The organism is Candidatus Binatia bacterium, assembly GCA_029248525.1.
GTDB lineage: Bacteria > Desulfobacterota > Binatia > UBA12015 > UBA12015 > UBA12015.
The window spans coordinates 46,531-63,774 of sequence record JAQWJE010000014.1; the positions used below are offsets into that span (position 1 = coordinate 46,531).

A 17,244-nucleotide genomic window follows, 5' to 3' on the forward strand; every position below is an offset into this window, starting at 1 on the left:
CGGATGTCACAATTCAGAGCGGAGAGAGCAACGGGGTGGGCTTCGGGCAAAGTCATCCTCCTGGGCGAGCATGCAGTCGTCCACGGCAGCCCCGCAATCGCGGCAGGGCTGGAGCAGGGCGTCGAAATCTCCTTGCAGCCGGCAAGGGAACAGGCACGCGATGTGCCCACGGGTGCTGATCCGCGTCTGGCGGAGGCATTCCGACAAGCCGCCTCTCTTACCGGAATCCCCGATAGCATCGGTCTTTCCTTGTCGATCCGGAGCGAGTTACCCGAGGCGGTCGGCTTCGGCAGCTCCGCAGCGCTCGCGGTCGGTCTCGTGCGAGCCTGTCTGGCCGGGCAAGAGGAGATCTGGTCGAATGCAGAGGTGGCCGTGGCCGCCAATAGCATCGAGAAAATCTTTCACGGCCGGCCCTCGGGGATTGACGCGACAACAGCGGCGATGGGAGGCGTGCTGCGCTTCCAGATCGGTCCGCCGCTCGCCTACGAGAACGTGCCCCTGGGCGCTGAACTGGTTTTACTGCTCGTGGAGACCGGCACCCGGCACACAACCTCATCGACAGTCGGTGCGCTGGGGGACCGGGCACGCGCGCAGCCCGCAATCTATCAGCCAGTCTTCGATGCCATCACCGCGCTAGTTGGCGAGGCTGATCAAGCGCTCCGTGCCGGGAACCTCGCTTTCCTCGGCGATGCCATGACCATGAATCACGGATTGCTCCGCGCGCTCGGGGTTTCGACGAGCGAACTGGACGACGCGGTCGAAGTCGCTCTCGAGGGAGGCGCGCTCGGCGCCAAACTGACAGGTGCCGGCGGTGGCGGCGCGATCCTCGCGCTCTGCGGCGAAAACGCCGCAGAGATCCAGCAAATTCTGCAGCAAGCCGGCTACAGGACCAGCCTGTCTCGATTTGCAGCAAGCCCCGGTGCATGATTCGAATCAATCCATGGGCAAATCATCGAGAAAGTCAGGACAGAAGAAACGATCGGCAAAGCCTGAGGCCACCGAGCCCGAGGCCTCGAATCCGGACGCCGATCGATTCGTCCTTCCGATCGTGGTTGCCGTGAGTGCGCTGGTTCTGGTCACCGCCGCGCTCACCGATCAATGGCGTGGGGCGGTGATCACCGAGATCCAGGTCCTTGTCGTCGGGGCCGTGGCCTGGTGGGGCCTGCGGGCCTGATCCCCTCCGCTTGAGGGGCTCCGTCGAGGCCATTTTCGCCCACATGGAAGCAAACAGCTTGCTCTGCTAAAGGTCGGGCAGGGAGCTCCATGAATTCGGGGCCTTTGAGCAACGAATGAACGAAGAAACAACTGAAGCCCCATCCATCCCGGTCGCGACCCACCGCTCTGAGGAGGTAGAAATCGTCCGCTTTGACGAGCTGGACCTGCCCGACGAAATGCAAAAGGGTATCGCGAAAGCCGGATTCGAGAATTGCACCCCAATTCAGGCCAAAACGCTGCCAATCACGCTTGGTGGGAAAGATGTCGCTGGTCAGGCACAAACCGGCACCGGCAAAACGGCGGCCTTCCTGATCAGCGTATTCTCTCGACTGCTGCTCAACAAACGTGAGCGCAAAAAAGGAGCGCCACGCGCTCTGGTCATCGCGCCCACCCGCGAGTTGGCCATCCAGATCGGAAACGACGCGAAACTTCTGGGAGCGGAAACCGGATTTAAAGTTCAGGTCGTTTACGGCGGAGTGGATTATCGCAAGCAGCGCGAAGATCTCGCCGAGGAAGTCGATCTTCTGATCGGAACGCCGGGCCGCTTGATCGACTATTACAAGCAGCACGTCTACGATCTTCGCTCAATCGAAACCGTCGTAGTTGACGAAGCCGATCGCATGTTCGACATGGGCTTCATCAAGGACCTGCGTTTTTTGATGAAACGTTGCCCACCCCCGGAGGAGCGCCAGTCCCTGCTATTTTCGGCCACACTCTCGTTCGATGTGATGGAGCTCGCCTTCGTCTTCATGAATGACGCGGTCAAGGTCGAGATTCAGCCGGAACAGGTCACCGCCGAAAAAGTCGAGCACGTACTTTACCACGTGGGCCAAGACGAAAAGTTCCCGACACTTTTCGGCCTCTTGAAAAAGGAACAACCCGAGCGCACGCTTGTCTTTACGAATATGCGCCGCATGGCCGACGACATCGTCCGAACTCTGGAACTGAACGGCTATCGAGCCGAACAGATCACCGGCGATATCGACCAGCGCAAGCGGATGCGAATTCTTGAGGAGTTTCGCGAAGGGACCGTGCCCATTCTTGTCGCTACGGACGTCGCCTCACGCGGGCTCCATATCGAAGATGTCTCGCATGTCATCAACTTCGATCTTCCCCTCGACGCCGAAGACTATGTGCACCGCGTCGGGCGCACAGCACGCGCAGGCGCTTCAGGTACAGCGATCTCTCTGGCGTGTGAACGTTACGTCGAGGGACTTGAAGCGATCGAAAAGTACGTCGGTTTCAAATTGCCATACGACTTCCCGGACAGCGAACTTCTGGTCGAATTCAAGCGCGCGCCTCGTCGACCGCGCAAGCCTGGCCCCGGTGGGCGAGGAGGACGCCCCGGCGACTCGCGTGGACGCGGCGGCAGTAGCGGCGGCAATCGTCGTGATAGCCGGGGTGGAAACCCCCGCAGTAAAAGCGCCTCAAGCGCATCATCATCTGGCTCGGCAACGACGGGGGCGGGTGAAGAAGGGGGCAAGAAGAAGCGCCGTCGGCGCAAACGACGCTCTTCCGACTCCGGCGGAGCGGAAGCCAGCCCCAAACCTGAATCAGGCGAGTGACCAGAAAGCTGCCGAGAAAGTTGGTTCTGGCCGGGGGAGGCCACGCGCAGTTAGCGGTCCTGCGGTCCCTGATCATGGCGCCCATTCCCGGCAATGAAATCACGCTGGTGAACCCACATCGGGAAACCTTCTACTCAGGGATGCTGCCCGGCATGCTTGCGGGCCTGTTCCCGCGCGATGCATGTACCATCGATGTTGCCGCGCTGGCCGCTCGTGCGCGTGTGCGTTTCCTCGAAGATGCCGTCGCAGCGGTTGATAGCGGCGAACGAACGATACGCCTTGTGTCCGGCGCAAATCTGGATTTCGACGTCCTCTCTCTCGACATCGGAGCCCGGATGCAGGATATGCCTGACGGCGCCACGAACCCGGGGATTATTCCGGTGCGGCCACTGACCAGCGCGCTCACTCGAATTCAGCACGCTGTCGCGGAGATTCGCGCCGGCACACGGGACCCTGAGCTTCTGGTCATCGGTGGTGGCGCTGCCGGAGTCGAACTGGCCTTCGCCTTCCGTGCCGCTTTGCGGGATGTCCCCGAAGCGAACATCTCCCTTCTCCAATCTGCGTCCCAGGTTCTCCCGGACGTTTCTCGGGCCGCACAGCAGCGAGCGTTGGATCTGCTCGAGCAATACGGGATCGAGGTAAGGCGCGGCCTGGGTCGTCTCGAACCGGATGCCAGCGGCGTGCGTACAGCCGCGGGCGAGATTTTCCGCGGCCAGACAATTCTTTGGGCGACGGGAGCTGCTCCATTCTCGTGGCTACCCACGAGCGGATTGGTCACCACGGCTGACGGCTTTCTGCTCACCGGCCGGGATTTAAGATGTCGCGGAACCGATTCTGTTTTCGCAGCCGGCGACACGGCCCAAATCGACCAGTTTCCCATGACACCCCGCTCCGGGGTCCACGCCGTGCGCCAGGGCCCTGTCCTCAACCAAAATCTTCGTGCTGCCATGCGGGGAAGGGGGCGATTGCAGCCCTACCGACCCCAGAAAGATTTCCTGCGACTTCTCTCGACCGGCGACGGACGCGCCCTCGCCATTTATCGAGGCCGGACCCGTCATGGGAAGATCTGGTGGCAACTCAAAAAGCAGATCGATACACGGTTCCTGAGCCAGCATCGGCCCCCCAGAGTCGACTCGTTTACCGGCCCCGACCCCCGAATGCAGGAAGAGATGGGCGACTGCGGAGGGTGCTCGGCAAAAGTCGCGCCCGAGATCCTGGATCAAGCGATCTTCAAGAGCACAGGCAACGAGCCGTCCGACCCAACCGGCCGCGAACAGGGCCGTGTGACGATTACGCTCGCCGACCGCGACGATGCTGCGATTTTCACAGCCGCCGCCAACCGTCGGGTCGTCGTCACAACGGACGCCTTCCCGCCCTTCGCCGACGACCTGGCCTTGGTGGCGGAGATCGGTGCGATCAATGCAGCCAGTGATATTTATGCGATGGGAGCAACGCCCCGACAAGCATTGGTTCTCGCGGGACTGCCCGCCCAAGGGACCGCCAACGATCTCGCGGCCCTTCAGCGAGGCGCGCAAAAAGCCTTCGCCGAACTTGGCGTTGAAATTCTCGGGGGCCACTCGGTAAAAGTCGAAACGCCGCTGATCGGCTTTACCGTATTCGGTGAAATCGGTGACGATCCGCTGACAAAGGGCGGCGCGCAACCCGGCGACCTCCTCGTATTGAGCAAGCCTCTGGGTACCGGGATTCTGCTCGCGGCCGCTCGCGGGGGCGAGTGTCCCGCCAATTGGTGGGCATCGAGTATCGCCTCGATGCGCCAAAGCAATGCTTCTGCGGCCGAGGTATTCCGGCAGACCGGAGCTCATGCGTGCACTGATATCAGCGGGTTTGGTCTTCTCGGGCATGCGCTGGAGATGCTGGCTGCCGGCGAGGTTCGGGCGCGGTTGGATCTAGCCAAACTGCCCGCACTGCCGGGCGCTCGCGAACTCGCCGCAGTCGGTTGGTCTGCCACCGGCAGCGAGGCCTTGCAGCCCTATCTCGAAGAGGTCGAACTCGAGGCGAAGGGGGTCCACGCCGCAGGAGGGATCGCACTCCTACTCGACCCCCAGACTTCCGGAGGACTGCTCGCCGCGGTCCCTCCGGAGAAAGCCGTGGGTCTGATCCAGGCGGATCCAATCGAAGGCACTGACTTCCAAATCATAGGCGAAGTCCTGCCGGCATCCTTTCAGAGCCCGCGGGTGATCCTCGACGACGGGGCCCGCGCCTAGCGACCCTTCCAACGAGGAGGACGTTTCTCCGCAAAGGCGCGCGGGCCTTCCGCGTGGTCCTCGGTCTGCTCGCCGATCTCGAGATACCCCGCAGCGATCTCTTCCGCTTGCTCCACGGGCAAGCCCAGCCCGCGGACGATCCCCATCTTGGTTGCCCAGACCGCGAGCGGTGCGTTCTCGCAAACCAGACCCGCCAACTCTCGAGCACGCGCCATCAGATCGTCGTGCGGCACGACCTCGGTGATCAGCCCCAACTGCAAAGCGCGATCAGCCGGCATCTTTTCCTTCGCGCCTAACAGTGCCATCCGCATTGCCGCGGCAACCGGAATTCGACGTGCCAAATTAACAACCTCATGAGACGAGACAAATCCAAGCGAGACATGAGAGTCCATGAAAGTGGCCCGATCGGAGGCGATCGGAATATCGGACTCCGTCACCAGGTCGAGGAGGTTACCGTTACAGACGCCATTGACCGCTGCGATTACCGGCTTCATCACTCCGAGCCGCCGCGGCGTCGGCAGGTCGCGAATCGTTTCGATCATGGCCAGTTCACGAAACCGATCCGGCTTGGTGAACTTTTTCTTCTCCAGCGAGGACACGTCTGCGCCGCTGGAGAACGCCCGGCCAGCGCCTGTGATGATCGTGCACCAAATATCGGGATCGTCACGAACCTCGATCCACGCCGCTCGCAGCTCATCCTTCATCGCCTGGTTATAGGCGTTGAGCTTCTCCGGTCGATTCAATGTGATGGTCAGGATCCGACCCTCGCGCTCCACCAAGACCGTCTTCTGCGTTGCCATCACTGCGCTTTCTCATATCCGGCATTCCGTCACAAGCTCTCGCCGTTCGGGACGCCAGGCAAGCTATGACAATGAATTCCGTGCACCTGCGGCCGTCCGTATGACCCGCCTTGGGGAAACGCCGCGCAACGGGGACACAGCTCTGCGGGCCTCTCGCTACGCCGTGGCCGGTTCGGGCAACAGGAGATTCGGACACTCTCGAGCAGGGCTGATTGACGTAACCCTGTTGCCGTGGGAAGGAGCCACATGAAGCAGGATAGCCCCAGCGTCGTCGCGGATCTGCAAATCCAGACCACATGCCAGTTGCTGATCGCGGCCGTCGTCGTGGGGGGGGCCCTGTATTGGCTCCAATCTGTCGTAATTCCGTTTGTTCTCGCCGCATTTCTGGCACTGGGGCTGGCCCCGATAACGGATCTGATGATGCGATGGATGCGCCTCCCGAAAGCCTTGGCCGTATTCATCACGCTGGTTCTGGCAGCGGGACTTTGCGTACTCGGCTTCACGATCGTGTCGAGTGCCGTCACCCAACTGGCGGCGAGCGCTGGCGAATACCAGAAGGGCATGAATCAACTTCTGGACTGGGCCACCAAGGTGCTGCCTTTGGAGCGATTCGGCATTACCGAAGCCGAAATTCGGAAACCTCTCGCCAAGATTCCGCTCGAAACCGTCAGCGGCATGTTGGTTGGCACGACTACGGCGATTCTCGACCTCTTGTCGCAGGCTTTGCTGGTATCGGTCTTTTCCATATTCCTTCTGATCGGCTTCAGCGGCCGGCAAGCTCGAGCCGGCGTGTGGGGGCAGGCGGAACAACAGGTCAAGAGTTTTCTCGTCGCCAAGGTGATCGTGTCTGCGATCACCGGCCTGCTCGTGGGTGCCTGCCTGAACCTGCTTGGGGTAGAGTTGGCGCTTGTGTTTGGGCTCTTTGCCTTCCTTCTGAACTTCATCCCGACAGTCGGGTCGGTGATTTCAACACTTCTACCGCTCCCGATCCTCTTGCTGAATCCGGAAATCGGTCTCGGCACAGGCCTCGCGGCGATCTTGATTCCCGGGACGATTCACTTCGGCATCGGAAACGTCGTGGAACCCTTGGTGATGGGTGATTCACTGGAATTGCATCCCGTCGCCATTCTCGTGGCGCTGATGGTTTGGGGCGTTCTTTGGGGCGTTGTCGGCATGTTACTGGCCACACCGATCACCGCCGTGATGCGAATTCTCTTCGGTCGAATGACGCAAACCCGCCCTCTCGCACAGCTTCTTTCGGGCAACTTCGCCGACGCCAAGCCTTAGGCGTCAGGTCGGCACTCGGGGAGCTCCGTCAGAAAATCCGCGATCGCTGCGGCCACAGCCTCAGGCTGTTCCAGATGCAGGCTATGCGTCGCTTCAGGAAGCGTGACGCCGCGCCCCTCGGGCAGCCGCCTGACCATTTCCGCATGATCCTCGGCTGAGAGAATCGTGGAATCCCCCCCGCGAACAGCGAGTACCGGGCAAGAGATACGACGGAACTGCTCAGGGAAATCCTCGAGCAAGCCCGCATCGTGTTCGCGGAGCGCGCGCATCCTCGTCCAATGAAATTTCGAGTAGAAACCGCCATCCCCCGACGGACGAAAACTTCGGTCGGCGAGATATTTCACGACGTTGTCGGGAGCTCGATGGGGCAGGGGGTATGGCTGGAAGCCGCGCTTGGCGGTGGCCTCGGAGGGATAACGAATTTGCGGAATCCGCCGCAATCGATCCCCGGTCTTGCGCATCTCCGGAGCCATCGGGTCGTAGGGGATGTCCAGGAGGACGGCGCCGGCAATCGGCAGATTGTCGCGGAGCAGGGTCGGGACCGTCAAGACCCCCCCTTGCGAATGGCCCACGAGAATCCAGGGGCCCGGGTCGAGTTGGGTGCAGGCCTCCTCGAGATCCTCGACATCCCGTCGAAACCCGTAGTTCTCCTTCTCGGTCCAATCGCTATCCCCGTGGCCTCGCCGATCCATCGAGAACGGACGCGTCACGGAGGTCAGGAAAGACGCCAATGGGTCGAAGAATGCGGTATGCGCCATGCCGCCATGCAGAAACATCAAGGCCGGCGTGCCGACGTTGCCGCCATAAGAGCGTGCGTGCAGCTTCAGTCCATCGATCGCCAGACTATGAGCCTGACCCGCCTCGAACGCCACGGGCATGGGCCTCAATACCGCGGCAGTGATTCGTCGACGAAGATTGCCCACGCATCGATTCCGCCGCGGACATTCCGGACTTTCTCGAAACCCTGCTGCACGAGAAATCCGGCCACTTGGGCGCTCCTCATCCCATGGTGGCAAAGACAATAAATCTCGGTATCCGGATCCAACTCGGCGATCCGGCCGGGAATATCACCCATCGGGATATGCGTTGCCCCCTCGACCGCCACGATACGCAGCTCTTCATCCTCGCGCACATCCAGAAGAACTGCACCGGGAGTGGCCGCAATCCGCTCGGCCGCGTCTTTTGCCTCAACTTCCTCGATCATCCTGAATGGCTAACGCTTCCGCGCGCCACCCTCAATAGATCAAATATCCACGTCAGCGACGGCCGCCGCTCGTTCCATAATCAGCTCATAGCGCGGCGCGACATCGCGTCCCATCAGCGAGCTGATCATTGTATTGGTCGTGCCGGCGTCATCGATCGTCACGCGCAGCATCGCACGCGAATCCGGATTCAGAGTGGTGAGCTTCAACGTGTCGGGGTTCATCTCCCCCAATCCCTTGAATCGGGTGACCTGCGGGATCGCGCGGCTCTTGGACTTGGCCACGATCGAAGCCTTCTCCTCTTCGTCCTGCGCCCAGTGCGTCTCTTTCCCGATATCGACACGATAAAGCGGCGGAACCGCCAGAAAGAGGTGCCCATCCGCAATCAACTGCGGCATATGTCGGTAAAAAAAGGTGAGCAGCAAGGTGGCAATATGGTGCCCGTCGGAATCCGCGTCCATAAGCAAAACGAGTTTGTGATAGCGCAGCTTATTGGCGTCATAGTCCGAGCCGAGGCCACAGCCCATAGCCTTGACGATGTCTGCGAGCTCCGCATTCGCCAGCACTTTTGCTCGACTCGCGGTCTCGGTATTCAGGACCTTGCCCCGCAGAGGCAGGATTGCCTGAAACTTGCGATCCCGCGCCTGCTTGGCGGACCCTCCCGCTGACTCGCCTTCCACCAAAAAGAGTTCGGACTTTCGCGGATCTGTGGAAGAACAATCCGCAAGCTTCCCGGGAAGATTGAGTCGATGGGATACAGCGCTTTTGCGCGCGACTTCTTTGGCCGCTGCACGAGAAGCATTCCGCGCACGGGCTGCGAGGATCACCCGGTTGGAGATCGCCTCTGCCGACGAAGGGTTTCCATTGAGCCAGTTCTCGACAGCGCTCCTGATAAAGGAGTCCACCGCGGCAGCCACCTCCGGGTTGTTGAGTCGGTCCTTCGTCTGCCCCTGAAACTGCGGCTCCGGCATGAAACAGGACAGGATCCCCACGACACCCTCGCGGACATCGTCCGCCGTGATCGCCAGACCCCGAGGCACCAGACTATGAATCTCGAGATAGTTGCGCACCGCCTTGACGAGGCCCGATTTCAGACCGTTTTCATGAGTCCCGCCGTCGCCGGTCGGAATGCTGTTCACGAACGATGCGAATTCTTCGTTAGGGTCCTCTGTCCAGGCCAGAGCGCATTCCATTCGGACGCCTTCGCTTTCCTTCGCCGCATGGAAAGTCTCTGCCGGAATTCGCTTCCGCTTGCCTGCCTCGAGTTGTTTTTCGAGATAGGCGCGAATTCCTTCCTCATAATGGTAGGTCTGCTTGGTGCTGTTCGCCTTGTCCTCAAAAACGACCGTCAGGCCCTGATGCAGATAAGCCTTGGCCTCCAGGCGATCCGCAATCGTCGTGGGATTGAACTTCACCTTCGAGAAGATCTTGGGATCCGGATGGAATTCGATCGAGGTCCCTGTCCCCCGGATCTTGCGACCCTTCTTGAGCCGACTGGTCGGCTTCCCGCGCGAGAAGGATTGCACGTGCTCATGCCCGCTACGCTTGATTCGCACAGTCATCTTGTCGGCAAGCGCGGTCACGACCGAGGCGCCTACTCCGTGCAAACCTCCTGAATGAAGGTAATTTTTAGCCTCGAATTTCCCGCCCGCGTGGAGCGTCGTCAGGATAAGTTCGACCGCCGGCTTTTTGTACTTTTTATGGATGTCCACCGGAATACCGCGGCCGTCATCGGAAACCATCAGGGTTTCGCCATCCTTGGCAAGGATCACCTCGATTCGACTGCAATGACCATTCATCGCCTCGTCGACCGAGTTATCGACCACCTCCCAGAGCAGGTGGTGCAGGCCGGTCGTATCGACCCCCCCGATGTACATACCCGGTCGTTTCCGGACGGGTTCCAACCCCTCCAGAACGGTTATATCCTTGGCCGTATAATTCTTCGCCACCACCACGCCTCCCGTTCGGAACCGCCGGTACCTAACCCGAATCGCGAGCCATGGCGAGCGTTTCGGCTGCATTCGTGACCGGAAAGCGATCTGGGGCCAATCGTGAGACTTCGAAACGACTACTGCGGCCCGATACGATCAGATCTGCGGCGATCTGGCCGTAGGCGGGACTGGTCTCGATCCCGGCGCCTCCCTGACCGGCCAGCCAGAAAAAACCTTTTCGGTCGGGGTCGGGACCGATCACCGGTGCCCCATCCACAGCAAAGGTGCGCAGCCCCGACCAACGGGAACGAATGGAGCGCGGAACCAGAGAGGGGGCCAACTCGCTCAGTCGCTCGAGCGAGGCAGCGATGGTCTCGTCGTCCGGGCTCGGATCGCAGGGGCCCATCGCAACCTGGTCCATCGGACTCAGCATCATCTCGCCCGCCTCGGGAACGAAGTATACCTCGTGAGGGTCGCTCCAGACCATGGGCCAGTTGCCGAATTCAACATCAGCCGGTCCTGCAAACGTAAACAAGGATCGACGTTTGGGCTGGAGCTCCACGGCGCGAGCCTCTGCCATCTGGCCCACCGTCGACGCCCAGGCGCCGGCAGCATTCACGACCAAACCAGCCTCGACCTCTCGGTCTCGCAGCCGCACACCGCTGATTCGGCCTTGGGAGTGAACGAGCCCGAGAACCTCCGCACCCAGCTCCATCTGCGCCCCGCCAGCGCGCGCATGCCGCAAATAGGCCTGCAAGATCCCATGCACATCGAGGCGGCCATCCTGCGGCGCATACAGCGCCCCTCCCATGCCGGGAAAGGTCAGGGCAGGTACCTTGGCGCGAACGGCATCGGGTCGCATGAGCTCGAACTCCAGGCCCCGCGCCCGCAGTTCACCTTCCCGGCCTTCCAGCTTCTCGAACCCCGCGACGTCGAAAAGGGACAGAACACCTACGGACGTAAGCGGCGGGTGATCCGCGAAATCCTCGGGGGGCCGGCGCCAAAATCGCGAACCGAGGATTTTGAGGTCCAAAACGACATCATTCTCGTCATATTCACTGATGGAGGCCGCACTTCGACCGGTGGAATGGGCCGCCAACTGATTCTCGCGCTCGAGGATCAGAACCTTGCCGATACCCGCCTGCCCGAGAAAATAAGCCAGGGAGGCTCCAGCGATCCCTCCGCCGACGATGATCACGTCAAATTGTTGCCGTTTGGCCATAGCCAACTGTTACCATAAGGCGTTCGCCAGCTTCTGACCAGATTGCCATCTGAATTTCTCCCATCGAAGTAAATTCGATGATTGAGCCCGGGAGGGGAATGCTGCTAGCCTGCGCTTGGGCGTCGAAGAGCCTCCGACCCCCAAACGGATTCGGACCAAATCCGATCCCACTCGCGCCGGCTGATGATTTTAGCTTTAGTTGAAGCGAGTGCCTTCCGACCAAGAGGCCGAAAAACCAGGAAGTTCAGGCAGACTATGAGTATTCACGACGATCAGCTTAAGAAAGTTCAATCCGAGAACGGTTTCCTTGCAGCACTCGACCAGAGCGGTGGGAGTACGCCCAAGGCTCTCAAGCTCTACGGCGTCGAGGAGTCCGAGTACGCGAACGAAGGCGAAATGTTCGATCTCATTCACGCCATGCGCTCCCGGATCATGACAAGTCCATCCTTTGGGGGGGACCGCGTCCTTGGCGCCATTCTCTTCGAGATGACCATGGACCGCGAAGTGGAGGGGGTACCCTCGGCTCGTTATCTCTGGCAGGAAAAAAACGTGGTGCCGTTCCTCAAAGTCGACAAAGGACTTGCCGACGAGGCCGACGGCGTCCAAATCATGAAGCCGATGCCCGAGCTCGACGCCCTGTGCCAGCGAGCCGTCAAGCATGAGGTTTTCGGGACGAAGATGCGCTCGGTCATCAAGCTCGCGAACCCGAAAGGCATCGCGGAGATCGTAAAGCAGCAATTCGAGGTCGGTCGCCAGATTCTGGGGCATGGCCTCTGTCCGATCCTGGAGCCGGAAGTTGATATCAACAGCCCGGAGAAGGCGGGTGCAGAAGCGATCCTCAAAAAGGAGATGCTGGCCCACCTTGACGCGCTCCCCGAGGGGCAGTCGGTGATGGTAAAGCTCACTCTCCCGGAAGAAAGCGGCTTCTATGAGGATGTGATTCGGCACCCCAAAATGCTCAAAGTGGTCGCATTGTCCGGCGGCTACTCTCGCGACGAGGCGAATACACGCCTCACTGCGAATCACGGCATGATCGCTAGTTTCTCGCGGGCGCTGACGCAAGGCCTCTCCGCGCAGCAGAGTGACAGCGAATTCAACGGACTCCTCGATACAGCGATCGAATCGATCTATCAGGCATCCCGTACGTGAGTGATCGTCGGAGCGACCGCGGGTCGGACCGAACCGACTCGCGGCGCGACGACGGATCAGGCACGCCAAAAGGCAGAAGTGAAGGACCGGGAGCCGACAGAGGCTCTCCGGGTGGACCTGAACGCCGCGACAACGTGAGCAGCACAACCTCCGGTCGTCGATGGGAGAACCGCTCGGACGACCATCGTGGACCTCCGCGCGAGGCCCGAGGCGGGCCCGGAAGGAATGACCGACGCGGGCCACCTCGTGATGACCGACGCGGGCCCCCGCGCGATGACCGACGCGGGCCCCCGCGCGATGACCGACGCGGACCCGGCAGAGATGACAGGCGCGGCCCTCCCGGCGCGCGAGCCGACGGCCCCCCCAACCGGCGCTGGGAGAACCGCTCGGACGACCGACGTGGACCTCCGCGCGATGACCGACGCGGGCCCCCGCGCGATGACCGACGTGGACCCGGCAGAGATGACCGGCGCGGACCTCCCGCCGCGCGTGCCGACGGACCTCCCAACCGACGCTGGGAGAACCGCTCGGATGACCGCCGCGGGCCTCCTCGTGATGACCGACGCGGACCCCCGCGTGATGACCGACGCGGGCCTCCGCGTGATGACCGACGTGGACCCGGCAGAGATGACCGGCGCGGCCCTCCCGCCGCGCGTGCCGACGGACCTCCCAACCGACGCTGGGAGAACCGCTCGGACGACCGACGCGGGCCTCCTCGTGATGATGACCGACGCGGACCTCCGCGCGATGACCGACGCGGACCTCCGCGTGACGACCGACGTGGACCTCCGCGCGATGACCGACGCGGACCCGGTAGAGATGACAGGCGCGGCCCGCAAGGAAGTCGAACGGAGAGCGGCGCGGGCCGGACCGACTTCAAGCGTGACGGCGGCAGGGGGGACCAACGGACATCACGTCCCCCAAATCGTCGTGTTCCGAAGTCCGAGCAGGTGCAATGTCGTCACTTCCCGGCCTGTGTCAGCTGTCCCGGGATGGGTCGATCCTACACCAAGCAACTGACCGCGAAGCACGAGCGCGTTTTGGAGATGGTGCGCGAGGCAACCGAATTGGGCGAGGTCCAGTTCCTCAGCCCCGTTGGAAGCCCGCGCCAAACCGGCTACCGGAACCACGCCAAGCTCGTCTTCCGCCATCGGCGGAACCGCGAAACTCATGATCAGGAACTTATTCTCGGTGTCTACAAGCCGGGCACTCACAGCGTCATGCCCGCCGAGAGTTGCATCGTCCATCATAGACGCCTGCAGCCACTGCTGCGGAGCTTGCTCGAAGAAGTCGAGGCACTCGAGATTCCGATCTACGATGAGCGCACGGGTGAGGGAGCGCTTCGATACGCGCTGGCTCGAACCTCCGACCATACCTCCCTGACGCACCTCACTCTCGTTTCCGCTACAGACAAAATTGCCAAGCTCAATACCTTGATTCTGCGCATGCAGCACCGCCACCGCGAATTGGAATCGGTCTTTCTATGCGTGAACGCAGAGACCGGAAACAATCTCCTCACATCCGATATTCGGCAGATCAAAGGGCCACCCGCGCTGCGGGAAAAATTTGGTGACCTCGTGCTGGAATCTCGTGCGGGCGCATTCCTTCAGGCCAACACCGAAATTGCCTCACGGATCTATACGACAGCAGCTAAATGGTTGGATGTGTGGGCGGCAGATGGGGTCATTGACCTCTACTGCGGGGTAGGCGCCCTTGGACTGTCCTCGATCAATCACAATACGCGCCTGCTCGGCATCGAAGCCTCCGAGGCCGCGATCGAATGCGCTCAGGCGAATGCCCGGCGCCTCAAGCGCCATCGGGCAGAGTTCGTTGCGGCGCCAGCGGAGAATGTGCTCGAGATCGCAAAAGCGAAAGGATTTCAGAAACCCTCGGCGCTGATCGTCAATCCGCCACGAAAAGGGCTTAGCCAGGAAGCTGGCGAAGCAATCGTGGAACTCGCCCCGCGCAAGATTCTATATGTCAGCTGCGAGCCGGAAACATTGGTTCGAGATCTTCGAGGGTTTGCTCGGGAAGGCTGGGCGACGCGCCGAGTTCGTGTTTACGATATGCTCCCGCAGACCCCCCACGTCGAGGTCATGGCGCTCCTCGAGAAAACAACCGCTCCGATCGGACTCGATAGCGACGACTAACGCCGCCGAAGGCCGATAGCAGTTCCGCGCTTCACGACCTTGTTGCCCTTGCCACCGCGCTTGATCTTGGGAAAGTCGGCCGCCGCGGAAGGACGCGTCTTTCCGCCACCCATATCCAGCAGCAGCTTGGACGTGGAGCTCACGGTAATCGCCGCGAGAAGCTTTTCCTTCGGCTCAACCCGCATCAGGATCACCCCGCGGCCAACACCCGAGAGCTCCGCTACATCCTTGAGAGCGAAGCGAAGGCCCTTGCCACCGGAGGCAAGGCAAATGACCTCGCGGCCATCCACCTCTTCACACACAACCAACTCATCGCCCGAAGCGACTTTGGCAAATTTGCGTCCGGCCCGAGTCGTGATCGTCAGATCGGGCGCCGCACGGAAACCGTATCCGCGGGCCGATGCAACCAACATTGGACGGCTCTCCTGGCTCAGCTCAATCACTTCCCCGCGATCGAAGAGTTCAGCCTGCTTTTTCTTTTGCGCAGTCGTTGGCTTCGGCAAATCGCCCACCACCCCATCCCGGACCATGAGGGAGTGAAGGATCCGCTCTCCGTCCTTGAAGCGGAAGAGCGACTGGACCGGCTCCCCATACCCTGTTGTGGCGGGGACATCGGCCACGCTGACGACATAAAGAACGCCGAGCGTGCTGAAAAAGGCGATTCGATCCTTGGTCGAACCCACGTGAGTGACGGCCAACGAATCCCCCTCGCGAAGGCGAGGCTTGGCGCCTTCCTTCAACTCACGGACTCGCCGAATCCAGCCGTCCTGTGTGACCAGGACGGTCGCTTCCTCGTGCACCACGTACGCTTCCGGATCGTACGCAAGATCCTGCTTTCCGCTGACGGAAACTTCCGTCCGACGGCGATCCCCATGCGCCTTCTGGAGGTCCACAAGTTCGCCCCGAACCAGTTTCCAGCGTTGCTTTTCGCTGCGCAGCAAACGATCGACTTCCTTCAGGCGCTTGGTCTTGGCGTCATGCTCCTCACGAATCTTGCCGATCTCGAGTTTCGCCAACTGATAGAGTCGAATCTCGAGAATCGCATCCGCCTGAATCTCGTCGAGCTTGAAGGCCTTGCGGAGCTTCGCGTTCGCATCAGCCTTGCTTTCGGCAGAACGAATAATCCGAATCGCCTTGTCGAGGTCTTTGTAGATGGCCAGGAACGCATTCAGGATATGTAATCGTTCCTTGAGTTTGCGCTGCTCGAATTCAAGCCGACGGGTCACCACCTCGAGGCGGAAATCCAGAAAGGATCGACAAAGCTGGAGGAGGGAAACGCGCCCTGGCTGGCCTGCCTCCGACTCGCCGTCCGGCATCAGGCAAGTCAGATTCACATGAAAATTGACCTGGAGGTCGCAGTGCTTGAACAAATAAGCCATGGCGGCTTCCGGATCCGCTCCCGATTTCAGCTCGAGAACGATTCGAACATCTGTCGTCGACTCATCACGCACATCGGTGAGCAGGGTGAGTTTGCGGTCCATGATCAAGCCAGCGATCTGCTCGATCAAGGTAGCCTTGTTCACACTGTAGGGGATGTTCTGAATGACGATCTGCGTCTTCCCGCGAGGCGCTTTTTCGAGTTTATAGGTTCCACGGAGCTTCACCGGACCATGGCCGGATTCGTACACGGCCAGGAGCTCCTTGCGGCTCGAAAGTAGTTCGCCTCCGGTCGGGAAATCCGGCCCCTTGATCGACTTCAACAGGTCCTTCACCTGCGACGAAGGTTTGTCGATCAAGCCGACGAGTGCGTCACAGACCTCGGTGAGATTATGCGGCGGGATATTGGTGGCCATCCCCACAGCAATTCCGGTCGAGCCATTGACGAGGAGTTGCGGCAGGCGACTCGGCAATACCACGGGCTCTTCGTTGGTCGCATCGTAGTTCGTGCGCCAGTCAACCGTATCGGAGCCCAGATCCTCGAGGATTTCCTCCGCGATGCTGGTGAGCTTGGCTTCCGTGTATCGATAAGCCGCGGCCGAGTCCCCATCCAGCGAGCCAAAATTCCCCTGGCCGTTCACCAGAGGGTAACGAAGCGAGAAATCCTGGGCCATGCGCACCATGGCTTCGTAGGCCGCCGAATCGCCGTGCGGGTGATATTTGCCGATGACCTCGCCGACGATTTGGGCAGATTTTCGAGGCTTCGCCGTGGCCGACAATCTCAGATTGCGAAACATTGCGAAGAGAATTCGCCGCTGGACCGGCTTGAGACCGTCGCGCACATCGGGCAAGGCACGGGAGGTAATCACCGAAAGCGCGTAGCTGAGGTAGCGGTGCTCCGCCGCAGACTGCAGGTCCGCTTCGTTAGCCGATTCGCTCATCTATCCCCACCTCGCCGGTAAATCCCCACGGCATCCTTGTAGGACGAAGTGACGCTTTTCTCCAGTGCAGGAGGCGACAATTATCGGCGTCCGGCAAAAATCGGACGAGACGACCACCCTGATCGAGGGGCTGCAGGAAGGAGCCGGACTTGGCGGCTCCAGTCCCCGTCTGCTAACAGC

Annotated in this window: 15 protein-coding genes; 9 read left to right on the plus strand and 6 right to left on the minus strand. The window is 60.9% G+C overall.

Annotated elements, in window-relative coordinates; genetic code table 11:
• The first annotated feature begins 3 nt into the window (after positions 1 to 3).
• From mvk to selD, 4 genes are all read left to right on the plus strand, one after another.
• Positions 4 to 927 (plus strand): mevalonate kinase, encoded by a 924-nt coding sequence (gene mvk / locus P8K07_03510; GenBank protein MDG1957587.1) that lies wholly within the window; start codon positions 4 to 6, stop codon positions 925 to 927.
• Positions 920 to 1,174: a hypothetical protein gene (locus P8K07_03515; GenBank protein ID MDG1957588.1), complete on the plus strand. Its 255-nt coding sequence runs from the start codon at positions 920 to 922 to the stop codon at positions 1,172 to 1,174. Before mvk ends, P8K07_03515 begins: the two co-directional genes overlap by 8 nt.
• Positions 1,175 to 1,289: 115 nt before the next feature.
• The gene (locus P8K07_03520; protein ID MDG1957589.1) at positions 1,290 to 2,780 is read left to right on the plus strand and encodes a DEAD/DEAH box helicase; all 1,491 of its coding nucleotides are present in this window, start codon (positions 1,290 to 1,292) and stop codon (positions 2,778 to 2,780) included.
• A complete protein-coding gene (gene selD, locus P8K07_03525; protein ID MDG1957590.1) occupies positions 2,777 to 5,005 on the plus strand; it encodes a selenide, water dikinase SelD in 2,229 nt (742 codons plus the stop codon). Before P8K07_03520 ends, selD begins: the two co-directional genes overlap by 4 nt.
• Here the strand turns inward: selD and P8K07_03530 are convergent.
• Positions 5,002 to 5,805, minus strand: coding sequence for an enoyl-CoA hydratase-related protein (locus P8K07_03530; protein MDG1957591.1), 804 nt, complete (start codon positions 5,803 to 5,805; stop codon positions 5,002 to 5,004). The two genes, selD and P8K07_03530, sit on opposite strands and share 4 nt — an antisense overlap.
• 246 nt (positions 5,806 to 6,051) lie before the next feature.
• Here P8K07_03530 and P8K07_03535 point away from each other — a divergent pair, with 246 nt between their 5' ends.
• Positions 6,052 to 7,092 (plus strand): AI-2E family transporter, encoded by a 1,041-nt coding sequence (locus P8K07_03535; protein ID MDG1957592.1) that lies wholly within the window; start codon positions 6,052 to 6,054, stop codon positions 7,090 to 7,092.
• Here P8K07_03535 and P8K07_03540 read toward each other — a convergent pair.
• The 4 genes from P8K07_03540 to P8K07_03555 are packed head-to-tail and all read right to left on the minus strand — an operon-like array spanning position 7,089 to position 11,447.
• The gene (locus P8K07_03540; protein MDG1957593.1) at positions 7,089 to 7,970 is read right to left on the minus strand and encodes an alpha/beta hydrolase; all 882 of its coding nucleotides are present in this window, start codon (positions 7,968 to 7,970) and stop codon (positions 7,089 to 7,091) included. The genes P8K07_03535 and P8K07_03540 overlap by 4 nt on opposite strands.
• A gap of 5 nt (positions 7,971 to 7,975) precedes the next feature.
• The gene (locus P8K07_03545; GenBank protein ID MDG1957594.1) at positions 7,976 to 8,296 is read right to left on the minus strand and encodes a rhodanese-like domain-containing protein; all 321 of its coding nucleotides are present in this window, start codon (positions 8,294 to 8,296) and stop codon (positions 7,976 to 7,978) included.
• 39 nt (positions 8,297 to 8,335) lie between these two features.
• Complete coding sequence (locus P8K07_03550; protein MDG1957595.1) at positions 8,336 to 10,249, minus strand: DNA topoisomerase IV subunit B; 1,914 nt, start codon at positions 10,247 to 10,249, stop codon at positions 8,336 to 8,338.
• 25 nt (positions 10,250 to 10,274) lie between these two features.
• Positions 10,275 to 11,447 carry an FAD-binding oxidoreductase gene (locus tag P8K07_03555; GenBank protein ID MDG1957596.1) on the minus strand — a complete coding sequence of 391 codons (1,173 nt, stop codon included), beginning with the start codon at positions 11,445 to 11,447 and terminating at the stop codon, positions 10,275 to 10,277.
• A gap of 255 nt (positions 11,448 to 11,702) precedes the next feature.
• Between P8K07_03555 and P8K07_03560 the strand changes: the two genes are divergently transcribed.
• The 4 genes from P8K07_03560 (at position 11,703) to rlmD (ending at position 14,746) form a co-directional block, all read left to right on the plus strand.
• Positions 11,703 to 12,596 (plus strand): fructose bisphosphate aldolase, encoded by an 894-nt coding sequence (locus tag P8K07_03560; GenBank protein ID MDG1957597.1) that lies wholly within the window; start codon positions 11,703 to 11,705, stop codon positions 12,594 to 12,596.
• Positions 12,597 to 12,734, plus strand: coding sequence for a hypothetical protein (locus P8K07_03565; protein ID MDG1957598.1), 138 nt, complete (start codon positions 12,597 to 12,599; stop codon positions 12,732 to 12,734).
• Between the two features lie 87 nt (positions 12,735 to 12,821).
• Positions 12,822 to 13,616, plus strand: coding sequence for a hypothetical protein (locus tag P8K07_03570; protein ID MDG1957599.1), 795 nt, complete (start codon positions 12,822 to 12,824; stop codon positions 13,614 to 13,616).
• The gene (gene rlmD, locus P8K07_03575; protein MDG1957600.1) at positions 13,589 to 14,746 is read left to right on the plus strand and encodes a 23S rRNA (uracil(1939)-C(5))-methyltransferase RlmD; all 1,158 of its coding nucleotides are present in this window, start codon (positions 13,589 to 13,591) and stop codon (positions 14,744 to 14,746) included. Before P8K07_03570 ends, rlmD begins: the two co-directional genes overlap by 28 nt.
• On the opposite strand, the gene P8K07_03580 is transcribed toward rlmD, so the two are convergent.
• Positions 14,743 to 17,064, minus strand: coding sequence for a DNA topoisomerase IV subunit A (locus P8K07_03580; GenBank protein MDG1957601.1), 2,322 nt, complete (start codon positions 17,062 to 17,064; stop codon positions 14,743 to 14,745). The two genes, rlmD and P8K07_03580, sit on opposite strands and share 4 nt — an antisense overlap.
• Positions 17,065 to 17,244: the final 180 nt, after the last annotated feature.